This window comes from Enterobacter sp. DNB-S2 (genome assembly GCF_019443845.1).
Lineage (GTDB): Bacteria > Pseudomonadota > Gammaproteobacteria > Enterobacterales > Enterobacteriaceae > Enterobacter > Enterobacter asburiae_B.
Map to the genome: position 1 here is coordinate 1,277,985 of NZ_CP050520.1, position 20,607 is coordinate 1,298,591.

The window sequence follows — 20,607 nt, forward strand, 5'->3', positions numbered from 1 at the left end:
TCCCTCATCCGGCTCGCCGCTGCCTCTTTCTCTGGAGTTCACAATGAGTACTGGGCTGATATCCCTTGCGGCAGGCGTGTTGATTGGCCTGATGTATGCCGTGCTGAAGGTGCGCTCCCCCGCGCCGCCCGCGCTGGCGCTGATTGGCCTGCTGGGGATGCTGGCGGGTGAACAGGCGACGCGTCATCTGTTATCCCGCGACGGCGCGCCGCCGCCTCCGGTGACCGTTCCGCAGGTCAAATCGCAGACGGGAGCGTCGTCATGAAAGCATGGATAATTTCGCTGGTGTGCGGCGTGGTTGCTGGGGTAATTTACGCCCTGCTCGACGTGCATTCCCCGGCACCGCCGGTTGTCGCCCTGCTTGGTCTGTTTGGCATGCTGGTGGGCGAGCAGCTCATCCCGGTGGGACGGCGTTTACTGAGTCGCGAACCGCTTACCCTCGCCTGGTTTCGTCACGAATGCGTGCCGAAAATCAGCGGCACGGCGCCCCCTGCGCCCGCGAAGGACGATCGCGACGTTTAATGATTTGTGAGAGGAAAGAGAGCATGACGCTGCCGTGGCGCATTGCCATCATTGATGACGAACGATCCGTCCGCAGCGGGCTGAGTAATCTCCTCGAGTCGGAAGGCTATGCCGCCGATACGTTTGATTCGGCAGAGGTGTTTCTGAGCCATCCTTTCGCCCTGTCCGGCGCGGCGCTGGTGATCACCGACATCAAGCTGCGGGGCATGAGCGGCCTGGAGCTGTTTGAAAAGCTGCGGCTGCTGGCCGTACCGCCTCCGCCCGTGCTCTTTATCTCCGGTCATGCTGATGAAAATATGCAGCGGTACGCTCTTGATCTGGGCGCCGCTGCATTTTTGCGTAAGCCTATTAACATCGATATTCTGCTGGATCATATTCAGCGGGAGATGGCCCGCCGACAATAAGGATCGCGGATGAACGAACACGAGCAGCCTGCATTCTGGCCCGCCCAGGGGAATCTTCACCAGGGGCGGGTTTTTGTCCTTAAAGAGGATGTGATTTTTACCGTGCTGGCGCAGGAGGGCGGAATCGCCTGGATGCACGCGCGACATCCTCATTCCGGCGGCTCGTTCATTATCGCCACCGCGGTCAGCGACGAAGAGGAAGAGCGGGCCACCCGGCTGCTCAAAAACGAGTTTGCGCTGCGCGACGTGCTGCAGGACAGCTGGGCCATTCGCGCCGTTGCGTCAACGCAGTACCGGGGGCGCTTCGCGCTGGTGTACGCCCCGTTTTCGTTTGAACTGCTGGCGCGGCGCGCGGGCAGGGCGATCTCGGGCATCACGCGCTTTCTCGAGATGGCGATCCAGATCTGCGTTCCCCTGCGCCAGATGCATCTGCAAAACCTGATCCACGGCGATATCAAGCCCGGCAGTATTTTTGTTCATCACGACGGCACCTGCCGTCTGGGCAGTTTTGGCCTTTCCAGCAGTCTCTCCGATGCCATCACCCAGACCCGGCTTGCCGTTTCAGGCGGTACGCCCGCGTATATGTCGCCGGAGCACACCACCCGCACCCAGCGCCCCGTCGACGGCCGCAGCGATCTCTACAGCCTCGGCATGGTGCTGTATGAACTTCTGACCGGACGCCTGCCGTTTGAGCTGGGGGAGGACGATCGGGACAACTGGGCGCATTACCATATTGCCTCCGCGCCGCTGGCCCCGGACGCGATCCGCCCGGACGTGCCGGGAATGCTGTCGACCATCATCCTGAAGCTGCTGGAAAAGCACCCCGATAACCGCTACCAGACGGTCGACGGGCTGATTGCCGACCTCCGCCGCTGCCAGGCGACGCTGACCTGCGAGGGCGAGATCGTCGCCTTTACGCCCGGCCAGCAGGACCGCACTCCGGCGATCCATCTGGCGGACTCCCTGTTCGCGACGCATCCGCAGGCGAACGACGTTATTGCGGCGTTTGAGCGGGTGAGTCAGAACCTGGTGCCGGAGCTGGTGACAATTGGCGGGCCGTCGGGGATCGGCAAATCCTCAATTATCGCGACGGCGCTTAAAACGCTGCAGCAGCGCACTGTGCTGCTGGCGGTGGGCAAAGTCGACCAGTTTTCGCCGTCGCTGCCCTACGGCGTATTAAGCTCCGCGTTCCGCACCCTGACGCTGCACCTGCTGGGGCTGCCCGCAGAGGAGGTGGCGAAGTGGAAAATCCGCCTGTCTCGCGCCCTGGAGGGGCACGAGGCGCTGGCCGTCAGCCTGGTGCCCGAGCTGGGCCTGCTGCTGGAGAGCAAGCCGCGCTTCTCGGCCGATACGTTTTCCATAGATGCCCGGGCGCGCTTCAGCCATATGGTGCTGGCGCTGGTAAAAACCTTTGCCTCGCAGGGCTGCCCGCTGGTACTGGTGCTCGACGATCTCCAGTGGAGCGACGCCGCCAGCCTGCACACGCTCAAATATCTGCTGATGAACTGCGGCGCTGTTCCGCTGCTGGTGGTCGCGGCCCACCGGGATATCAGCGCCGTGCCCGACGCCGCCCTGCAGGCGCTGCTGGCAGGCCTGCCGGAGGCGGCGCAAAACGCGAGCGAGATTGTCCCGCAGGCGCTTTCCGTGAAAGCAGTGGCGCGCTGGCTGGCGACGGTATTTCGCACCCGCAGCGCGGCGACGACCGACCTCGCCACGCTGATCCACGAGAAAACGGGTGGCAACCCGCTCTTTGTGCACGAGTTTTTCCGCCGCATCGTGGATGACGGCCTGGTGGTGCACAACAAATATCAGGACAAGTGGCACTACGATCTGCAGGCGATCCGCGCCAGGCATTACACCGAAAACCTCGTCACCCTGGTGCTGGAGCAGCTTGAAGAGCTGCCCGACGAGACGCGCCGCCTGCTGGGCAGCATTGCCTGCCTCGGCGGCACGGGCGAGATGGAGATGATCTGCCGCGTGGTCGGCATGTCGATGGCGGAAATGCGCTATGCGCTGCACCCGGCGGTGATGGCCCAGCTCATCGTGCTGGCGGAAAAAAAGTACGCCTTCACCCACGACCGGGTGCAGGAGGCCGCCTTTGCGCTGCTGGATCGGCATGAGAGAAGCCATATTCACCTGACCACCGCCAGCCTGCTGGCCGACGCCGCGCGTCAGGCGGCGGGGAACGATCTGCTGTTCCGCGCCGTTCACCACGTCACTGCCGCGCTGGACAGCATCCAGCCCGCCCCGCAGCGCGAGATGTTCCGCGAGCTGAGCCTGCTGGCCGCGCGACGCGCGAAGCGCTCGGGGAATTATCCTTCGGCGCTCGGCTATATCCAGACCGCCAGAGCGCTGGGCAACGCCGGGACGGTGTCGGACTTTATGCTCGATATCGAAGAGGCGGGCTGCGAGTTTGCGCTGGGGCATCTGGAGCGCACCCGCGAGCTGTGTGACGCCATTCTCGGCTGCCCCGGCGGGCTGACCGAAAAGGCGCTGGCGGCCAACCTGCTGGTGGAGGTGTACATTCGCCAGTCGGACAGCCGTCTGGCGCTGGAGGCGGCACTCTGCTGGCTGGGGATTTTTGGGATCCAGATTAGCCGCTATCCGGAAGATGCCGACTGCGACGAGGCCTGGGCGCTGTTTTGCAACCGCACGGCCGACGCGCCGAAAAACCTGTTTGCCCAACTGTCGCGGATGGATAACCCGGAAACCGAAGCGGTGATGAACCTGCTCTACAGCGCCAGCATTTGCGCCAGCTTCATCTGCCCGCGCCTGCACTTTTTGCTGCTCTGCCGCATGATGCACCTGACTCTCGACCACGGCATTACCGGCGCGTCCACCACGGCGATGGCCTGGTTTGGCGTGCTGATTGGCCACCGCTACGCCGAGTACCGCCTCGGGTTCCAGTACGGCACCCTGGCCCGCGAGCTGGTGAATCGCCACGGCTACGACGCCTTCGAAGCCAAAACCCTGCTGCCGCTCGACCAGCTCAGCGTCTGGACCCAGCCTTTATCGTTTACCATCGAATGCGCGAAGGCCTGCTTCACCTCGGCGGTGACCCATGGAGATATGACGATGGCCTGCTTTGCGGCCTGCCACCAGGTGATTAACTTCCTCTCGCGGGGCGATCACCTGGACGGGGTGCTGACCAGCATCGATCGCGGCCTGGCGTTCGTGCGTAAAACCCACTTCCAGGACGTGGAGACCATACTGATGGTCCAGCGCGGCTACGTTGAGTTCCTGCGCACGCCTGTCATCGGCACCTGGACCGCGTCGCAGGTGCTGCCGGAGGCGCTGCTTCCCGCGTCGCCGGAGCAGGCGCCGGAGAAGAACGCCACCATGCTGTTCTGGTACTGGCTGTATCGCGGCATGGCGCACTTTACCTGCGGCGAATATGCCGACGCGCAGGCGGATCTTGAGATGGCGGGCTGGTACGCGTGGTCTGCGCCGGGGCATATCCATCTGCTGGATTACCATCTTTACAGCGCCCTGGCGCTGTCACGTCAGCTGACGCCGGAGACCTTCTCGGCGAACCACCGCCGCAGCATTCACGCCCACTACGACAAAATCGCCCTCTGGGCGCGCGTTAATCCCGGCACGTTCGCGGATAAAGAGGCGCTGATTTACGCCGAAATCGTGCGTCTGGACGGGATGAACAGCATTGCGCTCGAGCAGTATGAGAAGGCGGTCCGGCTCTCCCGCGAGGGCGGGTTTAACCCGATCAACGCTCTGGCCCACGAGCTGGCGGGCCGGTTCGCGCTGGCCTGCGGCTACCCGACCGCCTCGGACGCCCACTTCCGCGGTTCGATTGCCGCCTGGGGACGCGCGGGCGCGCAGGCCAAGGTGCGCCAGCTGGAGCAGGATTTCCCGCACCTGCTGGCCTCCGGGCAGGCCAGCGCCTACGACACGGTGGCGTTCGCCCAGAATGAGACGATCCGCGATCTCCAGAGCGTCATCAAAGCCTCCCGCGCGCTGTCGGAAGAGATTAACCTTGAGCGCTTAATCGAAAACCTGATGACCATCCTGCTCGAACGCGCCGGGGCGCAGCGGGGCCTGCTGCTGCGCGTGAGCGAGAGCCTCATTCCGGAGATCGAGGCCAGCGCCTGGACCAGCACCGAGGGCGTGCGGGTGCGGATCCTGAAAGACGTGCCGACGGCGACCGACCTGCCGCTGTCGGTGCTGGCGGCGGTGATCCGCACCGGACAGGAGATCCGCACCGGCAGGCCGGAGGAGTTCCATCCCTTCAGTCAGGACCCTTATCTGGTGACCTCGGGGGCGGCGGTCATGTGCGTCCCGATGTTCAAACAGGCGCGGCTGGTAGGCGTGCTCTACCTCGAAAACCGCCTGATGCCGGAGGTCTTCACCGCCGAGCACTCGCGCGTGGTGAGCCTGCTGGGCGCCCAGGCCGCGGTATCCCTGGAGACGGCGCGGCTGTACGCCGAGCTGCTGGCGGAGAACATCCAGCGCCGACGGGTGGAGAAAGAGCTGCGATCCAGCCAGACCTCGCTGATGCTCGGCGAGCAGATCAGCCACACCGGCAGCTGGCGCTGGGAGCTGGAGCAGGATCTGATGTTTGTCTCGGAAGAGTACGCCCGCATTCTCGGCCTGCCCGGGCAGCAAAAGACGATCTCCATGGCGGAGTTTCTGACCTTCGTCCATGAGGACGATTACGCCCGCATCAGCGCCATCGTCACCCAAAGCGTGCGCGACGGGCTCTCCATGCGCGCGGAGTTTCGCGTTAAGCGTACCGACGGCTCAACGCGCTACATCCTCGGGATTGGCGATCCGGTGGGCGTGGGCAGCGAGGTGAACGAGTATTATGGCATCATCACCGATATCACCGGCCAGCGCGCGGCGGAGGATGCCATGCGGGTCGCGCAGGCGGATCTGGCACGGGTGTCCCGGGCCACCACCGTCGGACAGCTGACCTCATCCATTGCCCACGAGATCAACCAGCCGCTGATGTCGATCGTCTCGAACGCCGGGGCGAGCCTGCGCTGGCTCAACCGCGAGCCCGCCCGTCTGGATAAAGTGCGTGAGGGGCTGGAGGAGATCGCCGCGGAAGGCGCGCGGGCGGGGGAGATCATTCGCAGCATCCAGTCCCTGACGCGCAAGCAGGATCCCACCTTCTCGCGCATCGACATGCACTACCTGATCCACCATATCATCACGCTCTCCCGCAGCGAGCTGGAGCAGAGACACATCAGCGTTGATTATCTGTTACAGGCGCAGAACAGCTTTATCACCGGCGATAGCGTGCAGATCCAGCAGGTGCTGTTGAACCTGGTGATGAATGCGGTAGAGGCGATGGCCGAGGTGAAGGATCGCGCCAGCACCATAACCCTCAGCACCGCCAACGCGGACGGAAAAGTGATCGTCGAGATCGCCGATACCGGGAGCGGCATTGAGCCCGAGCGGCTGGAGCAGATTTTTGACTCGTTCTACTCCACCAAGGCGCAGGGGATGGGTATGGGGCTGACCATCAGCGCCAGCATCATTGAGCGCCACTGCGGGAAGCTGAGCGCGCGCCGCCGCGAGCCGTACGGCACGGTGTTCGCGTTTGCGCTGCCGCTGGCGGCGCAGGAAGGGTAAAGGTTACTCCGCAGGCTGGCTATTGGTCAGGCGCTCAACGGCCCTGACCAGCTCCGCGACGGAGCGCACCTGCATTTTCTCCATCACGCGGCGGCGGTGCACCTTCACCGTGATCTCGCTGACGCCCAGCTCGGCGGCAATCTGCTTGTTCAGCATGCCGCTTATCGCCAGCGTCAGCACCTCGTGCTCGCGCGGGGTGAGGGACATGTGGCGCTGCTTCAGGGCGTAGTGCTCTTTATTGCGCACGGCGTTGTGTTCCGCCAGCTGAAGCGCGGACTCAATGGCGTCGATAAGCGCGGTGGATTCGACGGGCTTGGTGAGAAATTCGTACGCGCCGCCTTTAATGGCGCGCACCGACATCGGGATAGTGCCGTGGCCGGTAAGAAAAATAATCGGGATCTCGCGCCCGCTGTCCTTTAGGGCGTCAGCCACCTCAAAGCCCGAGATGGCGGGCATTTGCATATCGAGGACCACGCACGACGGGAGCTCTTCAAAGCGGTGTTGAAGAAACGCTTCTGCCGATGAAAAGCCGACGGCGTTCAGGTCCGCCGAATCCAGCAGCCCGATCACGGACTGCCTGACTGCGTCATCGTCATCAACCACATACACAATGTGTTCCATTCACCGCCCCGGTGCTGATTTACATGTCGAGGATGCAAACAATCCCGCCGGTTACGTAAGGGACTGTTTATGCTGACTTTCATCTTAACACATTAACTATCATTATCATTTAACAATATGATAACCGTATGAAGATGAAGTATAGCGATACGTGACCGGGGCGGCTAAGCAACGAAACGCTGATTTTATGCACCCACAAGCTCAATGCGGTTGCCGTCCGGATCCGCAATTACCGCTTCATAGAAGCCGTCCCCGGTCATGCGCGGGGCGCTGAGCAGCGTGCCGTTGGCCTGTGCACGCCCGGCCATGCTGTCGACCTGCGCTTTGCTGCCGACGTTGATGGCGATATGCGCCCAGCCGATAAACTCCGGGTGCGCAGGGGCGTCGGGCAGATCCGGCAGCGTCATCAGCTCGATGGTCGGCCCGTCATCCAGCGTAATAAAGTGTGATTCGAAACCGGGGCGATTTTTACTGACGTAGCGTTCGTTACTGCGGCCACCAAACACCGTTTCCCAGAACTGAACCTGCGCGTTCAGGCTACGGGTCCAGAGTGCGACATGGGCAATATTCATAAGCTCCCTCGTTATTTGTCTGTGAGGACTTTCACCGGTAAAACAGGCTACACTCTGGTTTTGAGCGCGACAAGCTGAGGAAATAACAATGCACTACACACTGAAAGATAGCGACAAGGAAAAAGCGGAAGGGGCAAACGGCGCGGGCGCTCTGCAGCAAAAACTGCTGGAGTCTCGTTCGATTGTGATCTCCGGTGAGATCAACCAGGAGCTGGCGCAGAAGGTCATCACCCAGATGATCCTGCTGCAAAGCGTCAGCAACGATCCGATCAAGCTGTACATCAACAGCCAGGGCGGCCACGTGGAAGCGGGCGATACCATCCACGACTTCATCAAGTTCATCCGCCCGGAAGTGCACGTCATCGGCACCGGCTGGGTGGCGAGCGCCGGGATCACCATCTTCCTGGCGGCGAAAAAAGAGCACCGCTACTCGCTGCCGAATACCCGCTTTATGATCCACCAGCCGCTGGGCGGCGTGCGCGGTCAGGCAACGGATATTGAGATCGAAGCGCGCGAGATCATCCGCATGCTGGATCGCGTGAACAAGCTGATCGCCGACGCCACCGGCCAGCCGCTGGAAAAAGTGAAAAAAGACACCGATCGCAACTTCTGGATGTCTCCGGCAGAAGCGCTGGACTACGGCATCGTGGGTAAACTGATTACCCATTATGACGAGCTGAAGCTGGATTAAGTTTTCGCGGCGTGTTTGTGTCGGGTGGCGGCTTCGCCTTACCCGACCTACACGCCCTCGTTTGACCCATGACAAGTTCCCCCTCTGCCTTCTTGCCTATAATCGCGCCTGTTTCCCCTCTCACTGGTGCTACCCATGGCGTATCAACTGAACCTGAACTGGCCGGAATTTCTTGAGAAATACTGGCAAAAACAACCCGTAGTGCTGAAAAATGCCTTCCCGAATTTTGTCGACCCGATCACCCCGGACGAGCTGGCAGGGCTGGCGATGGAGCCGGAAGTCGATAGCCGTCTGGTGAGCCATTTCAACGGCAAATGGCAGGCCAGCAATGGTCCGTTTGAGCACTTTGACGATCTGGGCGAAACCGGCTGGTCGCTGCTGGCGCAGGCGGTGAACCACTGGCATATGCCCGCAGCTGAGCTGGTGCGTCCGTTCCGCGTCCTGCCGGACTGGCGTCTGGATGATCTGATGATCTCCTTCTCCGTGCCGGGCGGCGGCGTGGGTCCGCATATCGATCAGTACGACGTGTTTATCATTCAGGGGATGGGCAGTCGCCGCTGGCGCGTGGGCGATAAGCTGCCGATGCGTCAGTTCTGCCCGCATCCGGCGCTGCTGCATGTCGATCCGTTTGAGCCGATCATCGACGAAGATCTGGCCCCGGGCGATATCCTCTACATCCCGCCTGGATTCCCGCACGACGGCTTTACCCATGAGACGGCGCTCAACTACTCCGTCGGTTTCCGCGGGCCGAACGGTCGCGATCTGATCAGCAGCTTCGCCGATTATGCGCTGGAAAACGATCTGGGCGGCGAGCACTACAGCGATCCGGATCTGACCTGTCGCGAACACCCGGGCCGCGTGGAGCAGTACGAGCTCGATCGCATTCGCCAGATGATGTTCGACATGATTAGCAAGCCGGATGATTTCACAAAATGGTTCGGCAGCTTTGTCTCCACGCCGCGCCACGAGCTGGATATCGCCGCCGCCGAGCCGCCGTACGCGCCGGAAGAGGTGCTGGACGCGCTGCAGGGCGGCGAAACGCTGTCTCGCCTGAGTGGCCTGCGCGTGCTGAACGTCAACGGCAGCTTCTTTATCAACAGCGAACAGCTGGAGACGGTAGACGCGAAAGCGGCGGATGCGCTGTGCCGCTACACCGAACTCGGCCAGGCCGAGCTGGGCGATGCGCTGAAAAACCCGGCGTTTGTTGAAGAGCTCACCGGGCTGATTAACCAGGGATACTGGTACTTCGACGAATAACCTACCTGTTGCCCGGTGGCGCTGCGCTTACCGGGCCTACAGGATCGGTTTTCTCCCTCTCCCTGTGGGAGAGGGTCGGGGTGAGGGCATCAGGCCGCACTACTCCTCCATCGCAATCACAATCGCTTCACCCATCTTCTTCAACGCCTCGCGATTTTTGTCCGTCGGCGGCAGCGCCACGTTGATCCGCAGGCAGTTGCGGTACTTCCCGGAGGCGGAAAACAGCGACCCGGCCGCGGCCTGGATCTTCAGCCGACACAGCTGCTTGCTGACGCACACCATGTCGACCTTTTCCGGCAGCTCAATCCACAGCAGGAAGCTGCCCTGCGGGCGCGTGACGCAAATCTCCGCCGGAAAATACTGCCGCACCCAGCAGGTGTAGGTTTCCATATTCTGCAGATAAATCTGGCGCATACGACGCACGTGGCGATGGTAATGGCCGTCGCGAATAAACGCCGCCACCGCCATCTGCGTGCCCGGCACGTTAAACCCGCCCGCGGCGTATTTCATGTGCATCACCCGGTCGTAATAGCGCCCCGGCACAATCCAGCCGACGCGCAGGCCCGGCGCCACGGTTTTGGTAAACGAGCTGCAGAGGATCACGCGGCCGTCGATATCCATCGAATGAATGGTGCGCGGGCGCGGGTACTCCGCCGCCAGCTCGCCGTAAATATCGTCCTCGACAATCACGATATCGTGCCGCTGGGCCAGGGCTAAGACCTGCTTTTTCCGCGCTTCCGGCATGATAAACCCGAGCGGGTTGTTGCAGTTGGGCACCAGAATCACGGCCTTGATCGGCCACTGCTCCAGCGCCAGCTCTAACGCCTCTATGCTGATCCCGGTCTCGGGATCGGTAGGAATTTCAATCGCCTTGATGTCAAACCCGCGCAGCATCTGCATGGTGCCGTGAAACGACGGCGACTCCACCGCCACGATATCCCCCGGCTTGCACACCGAGAGCAGGGCAATCGACAGCGCGCCGTGGCAGCCGTTGGTGATGACAATCTCGTTCGCCGCTACGGTGGAGCCGCCGTCCAGCATCAGGCGGGCGATCTGCTCGCGCAGCTCCAGGCGGCCGTCGAGCACGTCATAGCTCAGCATCTCGGCAGGATTATGCTGCGCGATGCGGCTCATCTCGCGCCACAGGGGCTTCAGGCTCGGCTGGTTAATATCCGGCGAGCCGCCGCCGAAGGAGATCATCTCTTTGTCGGCGCGGGCGTCCAGCAGCATCATCACCTCATCCCACTGGGTGACGTCCACGGGGCGCTGCACCGGGCGCGTCATGGCCGGAACCGGCGGCAGGGCCTTGCGCGGCGAGACAAAATAGCCGGAGCGCGGCTGAGGGGTGATCAGCTGGAGATTTTCGAGGATCTGATAGGCCTGCTGTATGGTGCTGATACTCACGCCGTGCTCCTGGCTCAGCGTGCGCACCGACGGCAGACGTTCGCCGCTGCGATACAGCCCTTGTTCAATGCGTTCTGCCAGAAGGTTGGCGAGATGTTGATAGCGCGTCATGCTGTATCCTTTGTTTTCACCATACAGATTGTAAAACCAGTACAGATTGCCGTAAAAATTGGCATGCAGATACTGTTTTAGCGGATCTGTATGTTAAACAAAAGCTGTTTTTGAGTCTGTATTGCACAGGCCGATTTCCAGGATGATAACCCCACTGGTACAGTGAGGAGAGCATCATGGAATTCTATGAGAACCGTTCAAAACGTCCGTTCGTCGTGTTTGTCTGGATCGGCAAAACGATCTGCAACTGGTATCGCATCAACCGTACCCGGCGCATCCTGAGCCAGATGAGCGACGAGCAGCTCAAGGACGTTGGGTTGTCCCGCAATGATGTTTAAACCGTAGGCCGGGTAAGGCGTAGCCGCCACCCGGCGATTTCAGCTCAACAGCGCAAGCGTCTGCCGCTTCGGCCTCTCCAGCAACGCCAGCGCCTCTTCATACGACCGCACGTTGTTATAGCCCATCACCAGCCCGTAGCGTTTGCCCGAGCCGCGATACCACTCCGAAAGCGCATTCACCTGCAGCTGCTGTTCCTGCCAGCAGCGCGCCACTTCCCGGTCACCGCTGCCTCTGGTCAGGAACGCCACGATATGCATCCCGCCGTCGTTTTGCTCGGTGAAAAACAGATCGCCATACACCTCGCGGAGAGCCGCAATCATCCAGTCGCGGCGGGTCTGATACAGCGCGCGCATCTTTTTCAGGTGACGGAAAAAATGCCCTTCGTTGAGAAACGCGGTGAGGATCTTTTGCGTCAGCACCGGCTGGCCGCTGGTGGTAATGTCCGCGCAGTCGGTAAAGGCCCCGACGGTGCTGGCGGGCATCACCACGTAGCCCATGCGCAGCGACGGCATGATGGTTTTACTGAAGGTGCCCATAAAAATCACCCGATCGTGCTGGTCGAGGCTTTTCAGCGACGGCAGCACCTTGCGGGTGTAGTGAAACTCACCGTCGTAATCGTCTTCGATGATCCACGCCTCGTTCTGGCTGGCCCAGTCGAGCAGCTGCTGCTTGCGCGGCAGCGATAGCGTGACCGCCAGCGGGCTCTGGTGCGACGGGGTCACGATGACAAAACGGGCGTCGCGATGGTGACGGAGCAGGTATTCCGTATCAATGCCGCAGCGGTCGACCGGCACCGTGTGCAGGCGCGGCACGATCCGCTTGAGCAGCTGCTGGCCCATAAAATAGCCCGGATCTTCAAACACCACCTTGTCGCTGCGGCTGGCAAGCGTGTCGAGGATCAGCCGCAGGCTGCCGCTATAGCCGCTGGTGATCAGCACCTGTTCGGCGCTGCAGGACAGCCCGCGTGAAATATTAAGATAGCTGGCGATGGCCTGGCGCAGCGGATACCAGCCCAGAACGGGCGGATTGAGCATCTCCTCCTGACGCATGGCGCGCGTCGCCTGTCCCGCCAGCAGCAGCCATTTTTTATACGGAAAGCTGTCGAGGGCGGGGATGCCGGGGCGCAGAAACCCGGCCCGCTCGCGCTGGCTGATGAGCGATGCCGGAAGCGTGCCGGTGGGCTGTTCCGCAGGGGCACTCTTATCCGGCAACAGTAGATCCGGGTTGACTCGCGTGCCGCGCGCCCCCTGGCTCACCAGATACCCTTCCCCCGTCAGAATGGCATACGCCGTTTCGACCGTTTTACGCGCCACCTTCAGCTCTTCCGCAAGCACGCGGATAGCAGGCACCTTATCGCCCGGCTTCAGCACGCCGCGCGTGATGTTGTCGCGATAGCGGGAATAAATCTCGTGATAGCCCGGCTTCATGTCCTACCTCGTTTCACGCTTTTTGTATCTTTTTACTATGTCATGAACGGCGTAGATTTGCCGCATCGCATGACATATGCCGCACAAAAAAGAGGAAAGACAATGAGCACTCGCGTTAACCACCACAAAGTTACACCCGCCCTCGCCAACGCCCTGTCCGCCCTGAGCATGGAGGTGGCAAAAACCTCCATCGACCCGGCGCTGAAGCACCTGATCGACATTCGCGTGTCGCAGCTGAACGGCTGTACCTTCTGTCTGGATATGCACTCGAAAGAGGCCAAAATCGCCGGCGAGCGCGAGCTGCGCCTGTACCATCTGGCGGCCTGGCGCGAGTCCCCGCTGTTCAGCGCCCGCGAGAAAGCCGCGCTGGCCTTCACCGAAGCGCTGACCCAGATTGGTGTTCACGGCGTGAGCGACGCGCTGTACCGCAGCGTGGCGGAGCACTTCTCGGATGTGGAGATTTCAGAGCTGAACTTCGCCATCGTGGCGATCAACGCCTGGAACCGTCTGGGGATCACCTCCCGCATGGCGCCGGGCTCGCTGGACGCGGCTTACGGGCTGAACAAGGCTAACCTGGAATAATCCCGCGCTCGCGGATCGTTGCCACCAGCGCCCGCAGGCCTGGCGGAACGTGGCGATGGCCGGGGTAGTACAGGCGCAGTCCGGCAAAGGGCTGCGCCCAGTCGTTTAGGACGCTCACCAGTTCTCCACGCTCCAGCTCTTCCCGGATATACAGTTCCGGCAAAAATCCCACCCCTAATCCCGCTTTTACTGCCCGGATCGAGGCAAAAAGATCGGACGTCGCAAAGCGCGGGGGGACGGAAAGGGCGTACGTTTCCCCCCGACGCGCCAGCTCCCAGCGGTAGATCCCGCCGTGGGCCATGCGCATGCCGATCCCTTGATGCGAAAGCAGATCGTCCGGCGTCTGTGGAATGCCGTGACGGGCAAAATAGTCCGGCGTGGCGGTAACCAGCTGGCGGATCTCCCCGGTCAGCGGCACGGCGATCATGTCCTGCGGCACGGACTCTTCAAGGCGGATCCCCGCGTCATAGCCTTCCGCGACGATGTCGATCATTCGCGCTTCGCTGACGGTCTCTACGCGCATCTTCGGATAGCGGATCATAAAGTCGATCAGCAGCTGGTCCAGAAACAGGGTGCCAATATGGTTCGGCACGTTCAGACGCAGCGTGCCGGCGGGTTCCCCGGTGTCGCTGTGGATCTCCTCGCTGGCGAGACGGATCTCCTGCAGGGCCGGGCCGATACGCGCCACATAGCGCTGTCCGGCGTCGGTGAGCGCCACGCTGCGGGTGGTGCGGTTAAAGAGGCGGGTATCAAGGCGGCTCTCCAGCCCGGCGATGGCGTTGCTTACCGCCGTGGCTGACATGCCCAGCTCCTGCGCGGCGGCGCGAAAGCTGCCGCGTCGCACGACCGCCATCACCACTTCCAGCTCTGTCAGACCTGAACGATGCATAGATTATCCTGAAAATCGAAACAACCCTTGCAGCATAGTGTGGATTATCGGAATGGAGAAGCCGTGACAGACTGTGCTCACACAGCCTGAGGAGGTTTATATGCACACCATCGAACAGATCTTTATTAACGGCGAATTTGTTACCCCGCACGGCAACGAGTGGTTTGATTTGTACAACCCGGCGACGGCGCAGGTCATCGGCCAGGTTCGTCTGGCGGATGAGATTGACGCGGAGCGCGCCGTTGCGGCGGCGAAAGCGGCGTTCCCGGCGTGGTCGCAGACCACTAAACAGGAACGCCTCGCGGCGCTAAAACGTATGCACGCCGCCGTGGCCGCCCGTCACGACGATCTGCTGGAAGCGGTCATTGAAGAGTACGGCGCGCCCGCCTCGCGCTCTGCGTGGATGGCTAGCTATCCGGCGGAGGTGATTGCTCAGGCCATTGAGGCGCTGGAGGCGTTTGAATTTATCACCCCCGCAGGCGCAGCGACGGTGCAGATGACGCCGCTTGGCGTGGCCGGGCTCATCACGCCGTGGAACAGCGACGCGGGGTTTATCTGCGGCAAGCTGGCGGCCGCGCTGGCTGCGGGCTGTACGGCAGTCATCAAGCCGAGCGAAATGAGCGCCCTGCAAACCCGGATTGTCACCGAAGCGCTGCGCGATGCCGCGCTGCCGCCGGGGGTGTTTAACATCGTCACCGGACGCGGCGAAACCGTCGGTGAAACCATCAGCCGTCATCCGGACGTGGCAAAAATCTCGTTTACCGGCTCGACGAATACCGGCAAGGCGATCCTGCGCAACGCGGCGGAGAGCTTTAAGCGCGTTACCCTGGAGTTAGGCGGTAAATCGCCGACGATCCTGCTGGATGATGTGGATCTGGCGCAGGCGATCCCGCTGGTGATTCAGGCCGGATTTATGAACAGCGGGCAGGCGTGCGTGGCCGGAACGCGCATTCTGGTGCCGCAGGCGCGCAAGGCGGAGATCGAAGCCGCATTGGCGCAGGCCGTGGCGGCGGTGAAATCGGGCGATCCGCGCGATAGCGCGACGGACGTCGGCCCGATGGTCAGCGAAAAGCAGTGGCAGCGGGTGCAGGGCTATATCCGTAAAGGAATCGAAGAGGGCGCGCGCCTGCTGGCGGGTGGTGAAGGGAGACCAGACGGCACGCGAGACGGCTGGTTTGTGCGCCCTACGCTGTTTGCCGACGTGAACAACCAGATGACGGTCGCCCGTGATGAGATTTTCGGCCCGGTGCTGTGCGCGATCCCTTATCGTGACGAGGGGGAGGCGATCGCGATTGCCAATGATACCGACTACGGACTGAGCGCGATGGTGCTGGGCGGCGATGCGAACCGCGCGCGACGCGTGGCGCAGCAGATTGTTTCCGGTCGCGTGCTGGTGAATACCCTTACCCATGAGCCGAAAGCGCCGTTCGGCGGGTTTAAGCACTCCGGCGTGGGGCGCGAGATGGGCGAGTGGGGAATTCGGGCGTTTATGGAGCCGAGGTCGATTCTGAGCTAAAACCTGCCCGGTGGCGCTGCGCTTACCGGGCCTACAGGAGCCCACAGGCCGGATAAGCGCAGCGCCATCCGGCACAACACTTCGCTCTTTGCCGAAGCATCGTTCCTCTCTACCCTGCATTCTCTCCCCGACATCACTACGGAGAGACCATCATGATTGCAGTCATTTTCGAAGCCAAAGCCGCGCCCGCCCATCAGGCGCGCTACCTGCAGCTCGCTGCCGAACTCAAACCTCTGCTGGCGGACATCGACGGCTTCATTGATATCGAACGTTTTCAGAGCCTGACGACCGACGGCAAAATCCTGTCCCTTTCCTGGTGGCTGCCGCAATGGCCGATCCGTCGCGTGTAAAGATGCTGTGCGCGCTGATGGACGGGCGGGCGTGGACAGCCACTGAGCTGAGCGCGGCGGCGGACGTTGCGCCGTCGACGGCCAGCGGGCATCTCGCCCGGCTGGTGGAAGGGCAATTGATCACCTGCCTGGACTGGAGCGAGCGGCGGTTTCATCTGGGCGGTGAGGCGGGCGCGGCGCTGCTCATTCATCTGGAAAGCAAAGGGTGGATCCAGCGGGTGGCGGGGTACAGGGAGGTGGTGGTGACGGCTTCGGGGAAAAGTGCCGTTCAGAGACTTTTTAGCGGCTAAACTTCGCTGCGGGCTGGTGCCCTCACCCCGACCCTCTCCCACGGGGAGAGGGAGAAAATCGTTTCGCAATTCCTGCTCTTTTACCTCTTGTTTCTTGATACTTACCCTGATAACTATTATCGTTACCGCGTGTGACGAGAGGTTTCCCCATGAGCGAAGAAGAACTGTTTAGCCGCAGGCCGATGGGCATGCGGATGGCGATGATCGTGCGCCAGTGGCGTGCGGTAATCGACGACGCCATTCTCGATACCGGGTTAACCCAGTCGAGCTGGACGGTGATGATGCAGCTTCATCAGCTCGGGGATAACGTCTCCGTGAGTGAGCTGGCGGAGGTGCAGGGCATTGAACTGCCGCCGCTGATGCGCACCCTGACACAGCTGGAAAAGCAGGGTTACCTGCTGCGCTCCGTATCGCCTTATGACAAGCGCATCCGGCTTCTGACGCTGACGCCTGAGGGAAAAGCCCTATTACAAAGGCTCACTCGGGTGATTGAGACCTATCAGGCGCGCGTATCGCAAAACATCGCGCCGGAACATATCGACATTTTCAGCGCCACCCTGAATCAATTCGCCTGCAATTTGCGGACAATCCGCGAAGAAGATAACAAGACCGAAAAATAATGACCCCTGAACAAAAGTTTGCCCGCTGGGTAAGGGTGAGTATTGCCTCTTTCCTGCTGATGTTTGTCTACTTTATCGTCGCGGATATCTGGATCCCGCTGACGCCGGACTCCACCGTGATGCGCGTGGTGACGCCGGTTTCTCCGCGCGTCTCCGGCTACGTGGCGGCGGTACATGTCCACAACAACAGCCAGGTGAAGAAAGGCGATCTGCTGTTTGAGCTCGACGACGCGCCGTTTCGCAATAAAGTGGAAGCGGCGCAAATCGCGCTTGAGCAGGCACGCCTTTCCAACGACCAGCTGGATGCGCAGATCGCTGCCGCGCAGGCCAGCCTGAAAACCGCCGTGCTGACCGCGCGTAACGATAAAGTGACCTTCGATCGCTACCAGAAGCTGAGCACCCTGCAGAACGTCTCGCAGGCGGATCTGGACAAAGTCCGCACCACCTGGCAGAGCAGCGAGCAGTCCGTCAGCTCTATCCAGGCCAATATCCATAACCTGCGCATTCAGCGCGGCGAGCGGGACGAGCACCGCAACGTTACGCTGCAAAAATACCGTAACGCGCTGGATGAGGCAGAGCTTAACCTCGGCTGGACGAAGGTCTACGCCCAGGCGGACGGCACGGTCAGTAACCTCCAGTTAAGCCCTGGTTTCTATGCCTCATCCGGCTCCGCCGCGCTGGCGCTGGTGAACAACCAGACCGATATCGTCGCCGATTTTCGCGAAAAAAGCCTGCGCCATACCCATCAGGGCACCGATGCCGCCGTGGTGTTTGACGCCTTTCCGGGGCACGTTTTCCGCGCCCACGTGACCAGCAGCGACGCGGGGATACTGGCGGGTCAGGAGGCCGTGAACGGCCAGCTGTCCGAGCCGGAAACCTCCAACCGCTGGGTGCGCGATGCCCAACGCATGCGCATTCACGTGACGCTGGATGAAGCGCTGCCGAAGCATCTGCCGACCGGCGCCCGCGCGACCGTGCAGCTCTATAACAGCGAAGGGCCGTTTGCGCGCTTTTTCTCCGGGATGCAGATCCACCTGGTGAGCCTGCTTCACTATGTCTATTAGCACCCTGGCGCGGGTGTTTACCCCGCACGGCAACATCGTCTATACGGCAAACGACTTTCGCCAGACCCTGCGCATCGTCTTCGCCGGGATGATTGCGCTCAGCATCTCCAGCTTCTACAACACCAGCTACGGCGTATTTTTCGTGGTCTATCCGATCATGCTGCTGTCGCTGGTGCCGGTGTTTAACCGCCACGTGGCGAAGCAGTTTATCTTCAGCGCCGCGCTAAACTGCGTCGAAATGATCTTCATTATTGGCTATCTGTCGCAATGGCCGGTCATTATGACGCTGGTGGTGTTCGCCCTGTACGTGATGCGTTTTCGCTTTATGAGCAAGGGGCCGCTGTTCCTGTTTGGCTCAATGGGCGTGGTGTGCCAGAGCGTGATGCTCAATTTTATGAGCTACCCCACTACCAGCTGGCACACGCTGCTGTTTTCCAACATCGAAGCGAGCGTGATGGCGGTGTGCCTGAGCGCGCTGATGAACTATCTCCTGCCTGACGTGGAGCCCCGCAGGCCGCCGCCGCTGATTGAGAAAGACGATGCTCGCGTGCGCCACGAGTCGCTGCTCTCCGGCACCGTGGCGACGCTGATATTCGTGGTGTTTCAGATCAGCGACTTAAGCGATTCGCTTTCGGCGCTGATGGCGGGGATTTTAATTCTGTTCCCCATGCACTACCGCGGTTCGGTGATGAGCTCGATCTGGCGCGTGGTCGGCGTGGTGCTGGGCTGCCTCTACATTCTGGTGGTGCAGCTGATCCTCTATGATCACAGCAGCCATATGCTGCTGATGATGCCGCTGATTGGCCTCGGGCTGGCGTTTGGCGCGCGTCTGCACGTGATGGAAAAGGTGGGCGCGGGCGTGGGGTTCTCCAGCATCACGACCATCGGCATTATGTTCGGGCAGAACATGCACCCGGACACTGACCTGGTGTTCAGCGATCTCTACCGCATCACCTCCGTTACCTTTTCGCTGGTCGCAACGCTGACGATGGTCTTCCTGGTGCACCTGATCCTCAACCGCTTCGAGGCGACGCGCTACGTCATCGCGCCGCCCAAAGTAGATTAATGCCCCAGCACGGAAGGCAGCTGCGAGAGTAAAAACAGGATCAGGCCAATCGTCCCGCCCACCAGCGTACCGTTGACGCGGATGAACTGCAGATCTTTACCGATATTCAGCTCAATCTGTCGGGACATGTCTTTGGCGTCCCAGCTTTTGACCGTGTCGCTGATGTGGCGGGTCAGGAACGCGGCGAAATCCGGCGCGAGGCGGTGCGCGGCCTGCTCCAGATGCTCGTTCAGCGACGCCCGCAGGCTGGCGTCGTTAGACAGCGTTTCGCCAAACCACAGCCCGGCGTTGGCGATGCGCTGCTTCACGCGCGAATCCTCGCTTTGCATATCCGCTTTCAGCCACTGGCGCAGGTCGGCCCACATCTCTCCCAGATAGCGGTTAAACGCCTCATCGTTTTTCAGGTAGTGCTTGATGTTGTCGGCTTTCGCCGCCATTTCCGGATCGTTTTTCAGGTTGTCGATAAGCTTCAGCGTGGCGCGGTCGAACGCCTGGCGGATCTGGTGCGTGCGGTCGTGGCTGATATCGTCCAGCAGCGCGTTCACCGCGTTCGACACCATCTCCGCGCTTTGATCGCCCAGCCACTCGGTGGGCAGCACCATCGCTTTGCGCGGGTGTTCGGTCTTCAGCCAGTGGACAATCTGATCGGCAATAAAGTCCCGCGTGCTCTCCCGCTGAATCAGGGTAATCAGACGGTTGATGATCGCATCCAGCAGCACCTGGTGGCGGTTGTTTTTGGTCATGCTCTCCAGCATAACGGCGCTGGTTTCGGTGAAATCGACCTTGTCGATGGCCTTATGCACCGCCCGTTTGAGCAGCCGCTGAATACGCCCGTCGTCGGTGAGTTCGAGAAAACCGCTCATCACCTGCATCAAGTGCAGCCCGACGCGCTGAGCGTTGTCCGGTTTGCTGAACCAGGCGCCGATCATCTGCGCAGGTTCATAGCGGCGGATGAGTGCCACCAGCGACTGGGTATCAAGAAACTTCTCCTGCACAAACTGGCCGAGATTGTCGCCGATCCGGTCTTTATTGCGCGGGATAATCGCCGTATGGCGCGAGATAAACGGAATGGGCACCCGGCGGAAAAGCGCAACCACGGCAAACCAGTCTGCCAGCGCGCCGACCATCGCCGCCTCGGCAATGGCCTTCACGCCGCGCACCCAGAAGGTCTGCGGCAGGAACAGGGTGGTGATAAACGCTGCGGCGGCAACCAGCAGCAGCGACAGCGCCAGCAGCTTGGCGCGTTTGAGTTCAGCTATTTTTTCCATGGGTTAAGGATAGAGGGAAGCG

General features: G+C 61.3%; 19 protein-coding genes and 1 pseudogene. 14 read left to right on the forward strand and 6 right to left on the reverse strand.

All coding sequences use genetic code 11. The features are described from left to right. Positions 1 to 43: 43 nt before the first annotated feature. The 4 genes from HB664_RS06010 to HB664_RS06025 are packed head-to-tail and all read left to right on the forward strand — an operon-like array spanning position 44 to position 6,518. Entirely contained in the window at positions 44 to 265 is a 222-nt protein-coding gene (locus HB664_RS06010) for a DUF1427 family protein (RefSeq protein WP_039260948.1), read from the forward strand. Further along, positions 262 to 522: a XapX domain-containing protein gene (locus HB664_RS06015; protein ID WP_010427264.1), complete on the forward strand. Its 261-nt coding sequence runs from the start codon at positions 262 to 264 to the stop codon at positions 520 to 522. Before HB664_RS06010 ends, HB664_RS06015 begins: the two co-directional genes overlap by 4 nt. A gap of 23 nt (positions 523 to 545) precedes the next feature. After that, a complete protein-coding gene (locus tag HB664_RS06020; protein ID WP_033144522.1) occupies positions 546 to 926 on the forward strand; it encodes a response regulator transcription factor in 381 nt (126 codons plus the stop codon). Between the two features lie 9 nt (positions 927 to 935). Beyond that, entirely contained in the window at positions 936 to 6,518 is a 5,583-nt protein-coding gene (locus HB664_RS06025; RefSeq protein WP_219940486.1) for an ATP-binding protein, read from the forward strand. Between the two features lie 3 nt (positions 6,519 to 6,521). Here HB664_RS06025 and HB664_RS06030 read toward each other — a convergent pair whose 3' ends face one another. Continuing rightward, a complete protein-coding gene (locus HB664_RS06030) occupies positions 6,522 to 7,139 on the reverse strand; it encodes a response regulator transcription factor (protein WP_033144524.1) in 618 nt (205 codons plus the stop codon). A 185-nt stretch (positions 7,140 to 7,324) separates the two neighbouring features. Next, complete coding sequence (locus HB664_RS06035; protein ID WP_045888820.1) at positions 7,325 to 7,711, reverse strand: VOC family protein; 387 nt, start codon at positions 7,709 to 7,711, stop codon at positions 7,325 to 7,327. 88 nt (positions 7,712 to 7,799) lie between these two features. Here HB664_RS06035 and HB664_RS06040 point away from each other — a divergent pair, with 88 nt between their 5' ends. Together HB664_RS06040 and HB664_RS06045 are read left to right on the forward strand one after the other, a co-directional pair. Then, on the forward strand, positions 7,800 to 8,402 hold the full coding sequence (locus HB664_RS06040) for an ATP-dependent Clp protease proteolytic subunit (RefSeq protein WP_033144526.1): 603 nt from the start codon (positions 7,800 to 7,802) through the stop codon (positions 8,400 to 8,402). A gap of 135 nt (positions 8,403 to 8,537) precedes the next feature. After that, complete coding sequence (locus tag HB664_RS06045; protein ID WP_143347578.1) at positions 8,538 to 9,659, forward strand: cupin domain-containing protein; 1,122 nt, start codon at positions 8,538 to 8,540, stop codon at positions 9,657 to 9,659. A 99-nt stretch (positions 9,660 to 9,758) separates the two neighbouring features. On the opposite strand, the gene HB664_RS06050 is transcribed toward HB664_RS06045, so the two are convergent. After that, on the reverse strand, positions 9,759 to 11,174 hold the full coding sequence (locus tag HB664_RS06050; protein WP_219940487.1) for a PLP-dependent aminotransferase family protein: 1,416 nt from the start codon (positions 11,172 to 11,174) through the stop codon (positions 9,759 to 9,761). Between the two features lie 176 nt (positions 11,175 to 11,350). Here HB664_RS06050 and HB664_RS06055 point away from each other — a divergent pair, with 176 nt between their 5' ends. After that, positions 11,351 to 11,512: a DUF1127 domain-containing protein gene (locus HB664_RS06055; protein WP_039260956.1), complete on the forward strand. Its 162-nt coding sequence runs from the start codon at positions 11,351 to 11,353 to the stop codon at positions 11,510 to 11,512. A 39-nt stretch (positions 11,513 to 11,551) separates the two neighbouring features. Here the strand turns inward: HB664_RS06055 and HB664_RS06060 are convergent, their stop codons facing one another. Next, complete coding sequence (locus HB664_RS06060; protein WP_219940488.1) at positions 11,552 to 12,940, reverse strand: PLP-dependent aminotransferase family protein; 1,389 nt, start codon at positions 12,938 to 12,940, stop codon at positions 11,552 to 11,554. A gap of 102 nt (positions 12,941 to 13,042) precedes the next feature. Between HB664_RS06060 and HB664_RS06065 the strand changes: the two genes are divergently transcribed. Beyond that, on the forward strand, positions 13,043 to 13,522 hold the full coding sequence (locus tag HB664_RS06065) for a carboxymuconolactone decarboxylase family protein (RefSeq protein ID WP_014882392.1): 480 nt from the start codon (positions 13,043 to 13,045) through the stop codon (positions 13,520 to 13,522). On the opposite strand, the gene HB664_RS06070 is transcribed toward HB664_RS06065, so the two are convergent. Further along, on the reverse strand, positions 13,509 to 14,411 hold the full coding sequence (locus HB664_RS06070; RefSeq protein WP_045888817.1) for a LysR family transcriptional regulator: 903 nt from the start codon (positions 14,409 to 14,411) through the stop codon (positions 13,509 to 13,511). The genes HB664_RS06065 and HB664_RS06070 overlap by 14 nt on opposite strands. 100 nt (positions 14,412 to 14,511) lie before the next feature. Between HB664_RS06070 and HB664_RS06075 the strand changes: the two genes are divergently transcribed. From HB664_RS06075 to HB664_RS06100, 6 genes and pseudogenes are all read left to right on the forward strand, one after another. Continuing rightward, positions 14,512 to 15,927, forward strand: coding sequence for an aldehyde dehydrogenase family protein (locus tag HB664_RS06075; RefSeq protein ID WP_219940489.1), 1,416 nt, complete (start codon positions 14,512 to 14,514; stop codon positions 15,925 to 15,927). 152 nt (positions 15,928 to 16,079) lie between these two features. Further along, a pseudogene (locus tag HB664_RS06080) lies at positions 16,080 to 16,268 on the forward strand (antibiotic biosynthesis monooxygenase family protein); the annotation flags it as partial. After that, positions 16,256 to 16,567 (forward strand): helix-turn-helix transcriptional regulator, encoded by a 312-nt coding sequence (locus HB664_RS06085; RefSeq protein WP_258235879.1) that lies wholly within the window; start codon positions 16,256 to 16,258, stop codon positions 16,565 to 16,567. The pseudogene HB664_RS06080 and the gene HB664_RS06085, both read left to right, overlap by 13 nt. A 149-nt stretch (positions 16,568 to 16,716) precedes the next feature. Further along, complete coding sequence (locus HB664_RS06090) at positions 16,717 to 17,187, forward strand: MarR family winged helix-turn-helix transcriptional regulator (protein WP_064673177.1); 471 nt, start codon at positions 16,717 to 16,719, stop codon at positions 17,185 to 17,187. Beyond that, entirely contained in the window at positions 17,184 to 18,251 is a 1,068-nt protein-coding gene (locus HB664_RS06095; RefSeq protein WP_219940811.1) for an HlyD family secretion protein, read from the forward strand. Before HB664_RS06090 ends, HB664_RS06095 begins: the two co-directional genes overlap by 4 nt. Further along, positions 18,241 to 19,317: a DUF2955 domain-containing protein gene (locus tag HB664_RS06100; protein ID WP_023310256.1), complete on the forward strand. Its 1,077-nt coding sequence runs from the start codon at positions 18,241 to 18,243 to the stop codon at positions 19,315 to 19,317. The genes HB664_RS06095 and HB664_RS06100 overlap by 11 nt, the downstream gene beginning before the upstream one ends. Here HB664_RS06100 and HB664_RS06105 read toward each other — a convergent pair. Next, positions 19,314 to 20,585 (reverse strand): DUF445 domain-containing protein, encoded by a 1,272-nt coding sequence (locus HB664_RS06105; RefSeq protein ID WP_219940490.1) that lies wholly within the window; start codon positions 20,583 to 20,585, stop codon positions 19,314 to 19,316. The two genes, HB664_RS06100 and HB664_RS06105, sit on opposite strands and share 4 nt — an antisense overlap. Positions 20,586 to 20,607 lie beyond the last annotated feature (22 nt).

Excerpts from the sequence above, each read along its gene's own strand:
- HB664_RS06040 (WP_033144526.1), top strand. The coding sequence starts at position 7,800 with ATGCACTACACACTGAAAGATAGCGACAAGGAAAAAGCGGAAGGGGCA.
- HB664_RS06065 (WP_014882392.1), top strand. The coding sequence starts at position 13,043 with ATGAGCACTCGCGTTAACCACCACAAAGTTACACCCGCCCTCGCCAAC.
- HB664_RS06035 (WP_045888820.1), bottom strand. The coding sequence starts at position 7,711 with ATGAATATTGCCCATGTCGCACTCTGGACCCGTAGCCTGAACGCGCAG.
- HB664_RS06085 (WP_258235879.1), top strand. The coding sequence starts at position 16,256 with ATGGCCGATCCGTCGCGTGTAAAGATGCTGTGCGCGCTGATGGACGGG.
- HB664_RS06025 (WP_219940486.1), top strand. The coding sequence starts at position 936 with ATGAACGAACACGAGCAGCCTGCATTCTGGCCCGCCCAGGGGAATCTT.
- HB664_RS06090 (WP_064673177.1), top strand. The coding sequence starts at position 16,717 with ATGAGCGAAGAAGAACTGTTTAGCCGCAGGCCGATGGGCATGCGGATG.
- HB664_RS06100 (WP_023310256.1), top strand. The coding sequence starts at position 18,241 with ATGTCTATTAGCACCCTGGCGCGGGTGTTTACCCCGCACGGCAACATC.
- HB664_RS06075 (WP_219940489.1), top strand. The coding sequence starts at position 14,512 with ATGCACACCATCGAACAGATCTTTATTAACGGCGAATTTGTTACCCCG.
- HB664_RS06020 (WP_033144522.1), top strand. The coding sequence starts at position 546 with ATGACGCTGCCGTGGCGCATTGCCATCATTGATGACGAACGATCCGTC.
- HB664_RS06060 (WP_219940488.1), bottom strand. The coding sequence starts at position 12,940 with ATGAAGCCGGGCTATCACGAGATTTATTCCCGCTATCGCGACAACATC.
- HB664_RS06015 (WP_010427264.1), top strand. The coding sequence starts at position 262 with ATGAAAGCATGGATAATTTCGCTGGTGTGCGGCGTGGTTGCTGGGGTA.
- HB664_RS06010 (WP_039260948.1), top strand. The coding sequence starts at position 44 with ATGAGTACTGGGCTGATATCCCTTGCGGCAGGCGTGTTGATTGGCCTG.
- HB664_RS06070 (WP_045888817.1), bottom strand. The coding sequence starts at position 14,411 with ATGCATCGTTCAGGTCTGACAGAGCTGGAAGTGGTGATGGCGGTCGTG.
- HB664_RS06050 (WP_219940487.1), bottom strand. The coding sequence starts at position 11,174 with ATGACGCGCTATCAACATCTCGCCAACCTTCTGGCAGAACGCATTGAA.
- HB664_RS06030 (WP_033144524.1), bottom strand. The coding sequence starts at position 7,139 with ATGGAACACATTGTGTATGTGGTTGATGACGATGACGCAGTCAGGCAG.
- HB664_RS06105 (WP_219940490.1), bottom strand. The coding sequence starts at position 20,585 with ATGGAAAAAATAGCTGAACTCAAACGCGCCAAGCTGCTGGCGCTGTCG.
- HB664_RS06055 (WP_039260956.1), top strand. The coding sequence starts at position 11,351 with ATGGAATTCTATGAGAACCGTTCAAAACGTCCGTTCGTCGTGTTTGTC.
- HB664_RS06045 (WP_143347578.1), top strand. The coding sequence starts at position 8,538 with ATGGCGTATCAACTGAACCTGAACTGGCCGGAATTTCTTGAGAAATAC.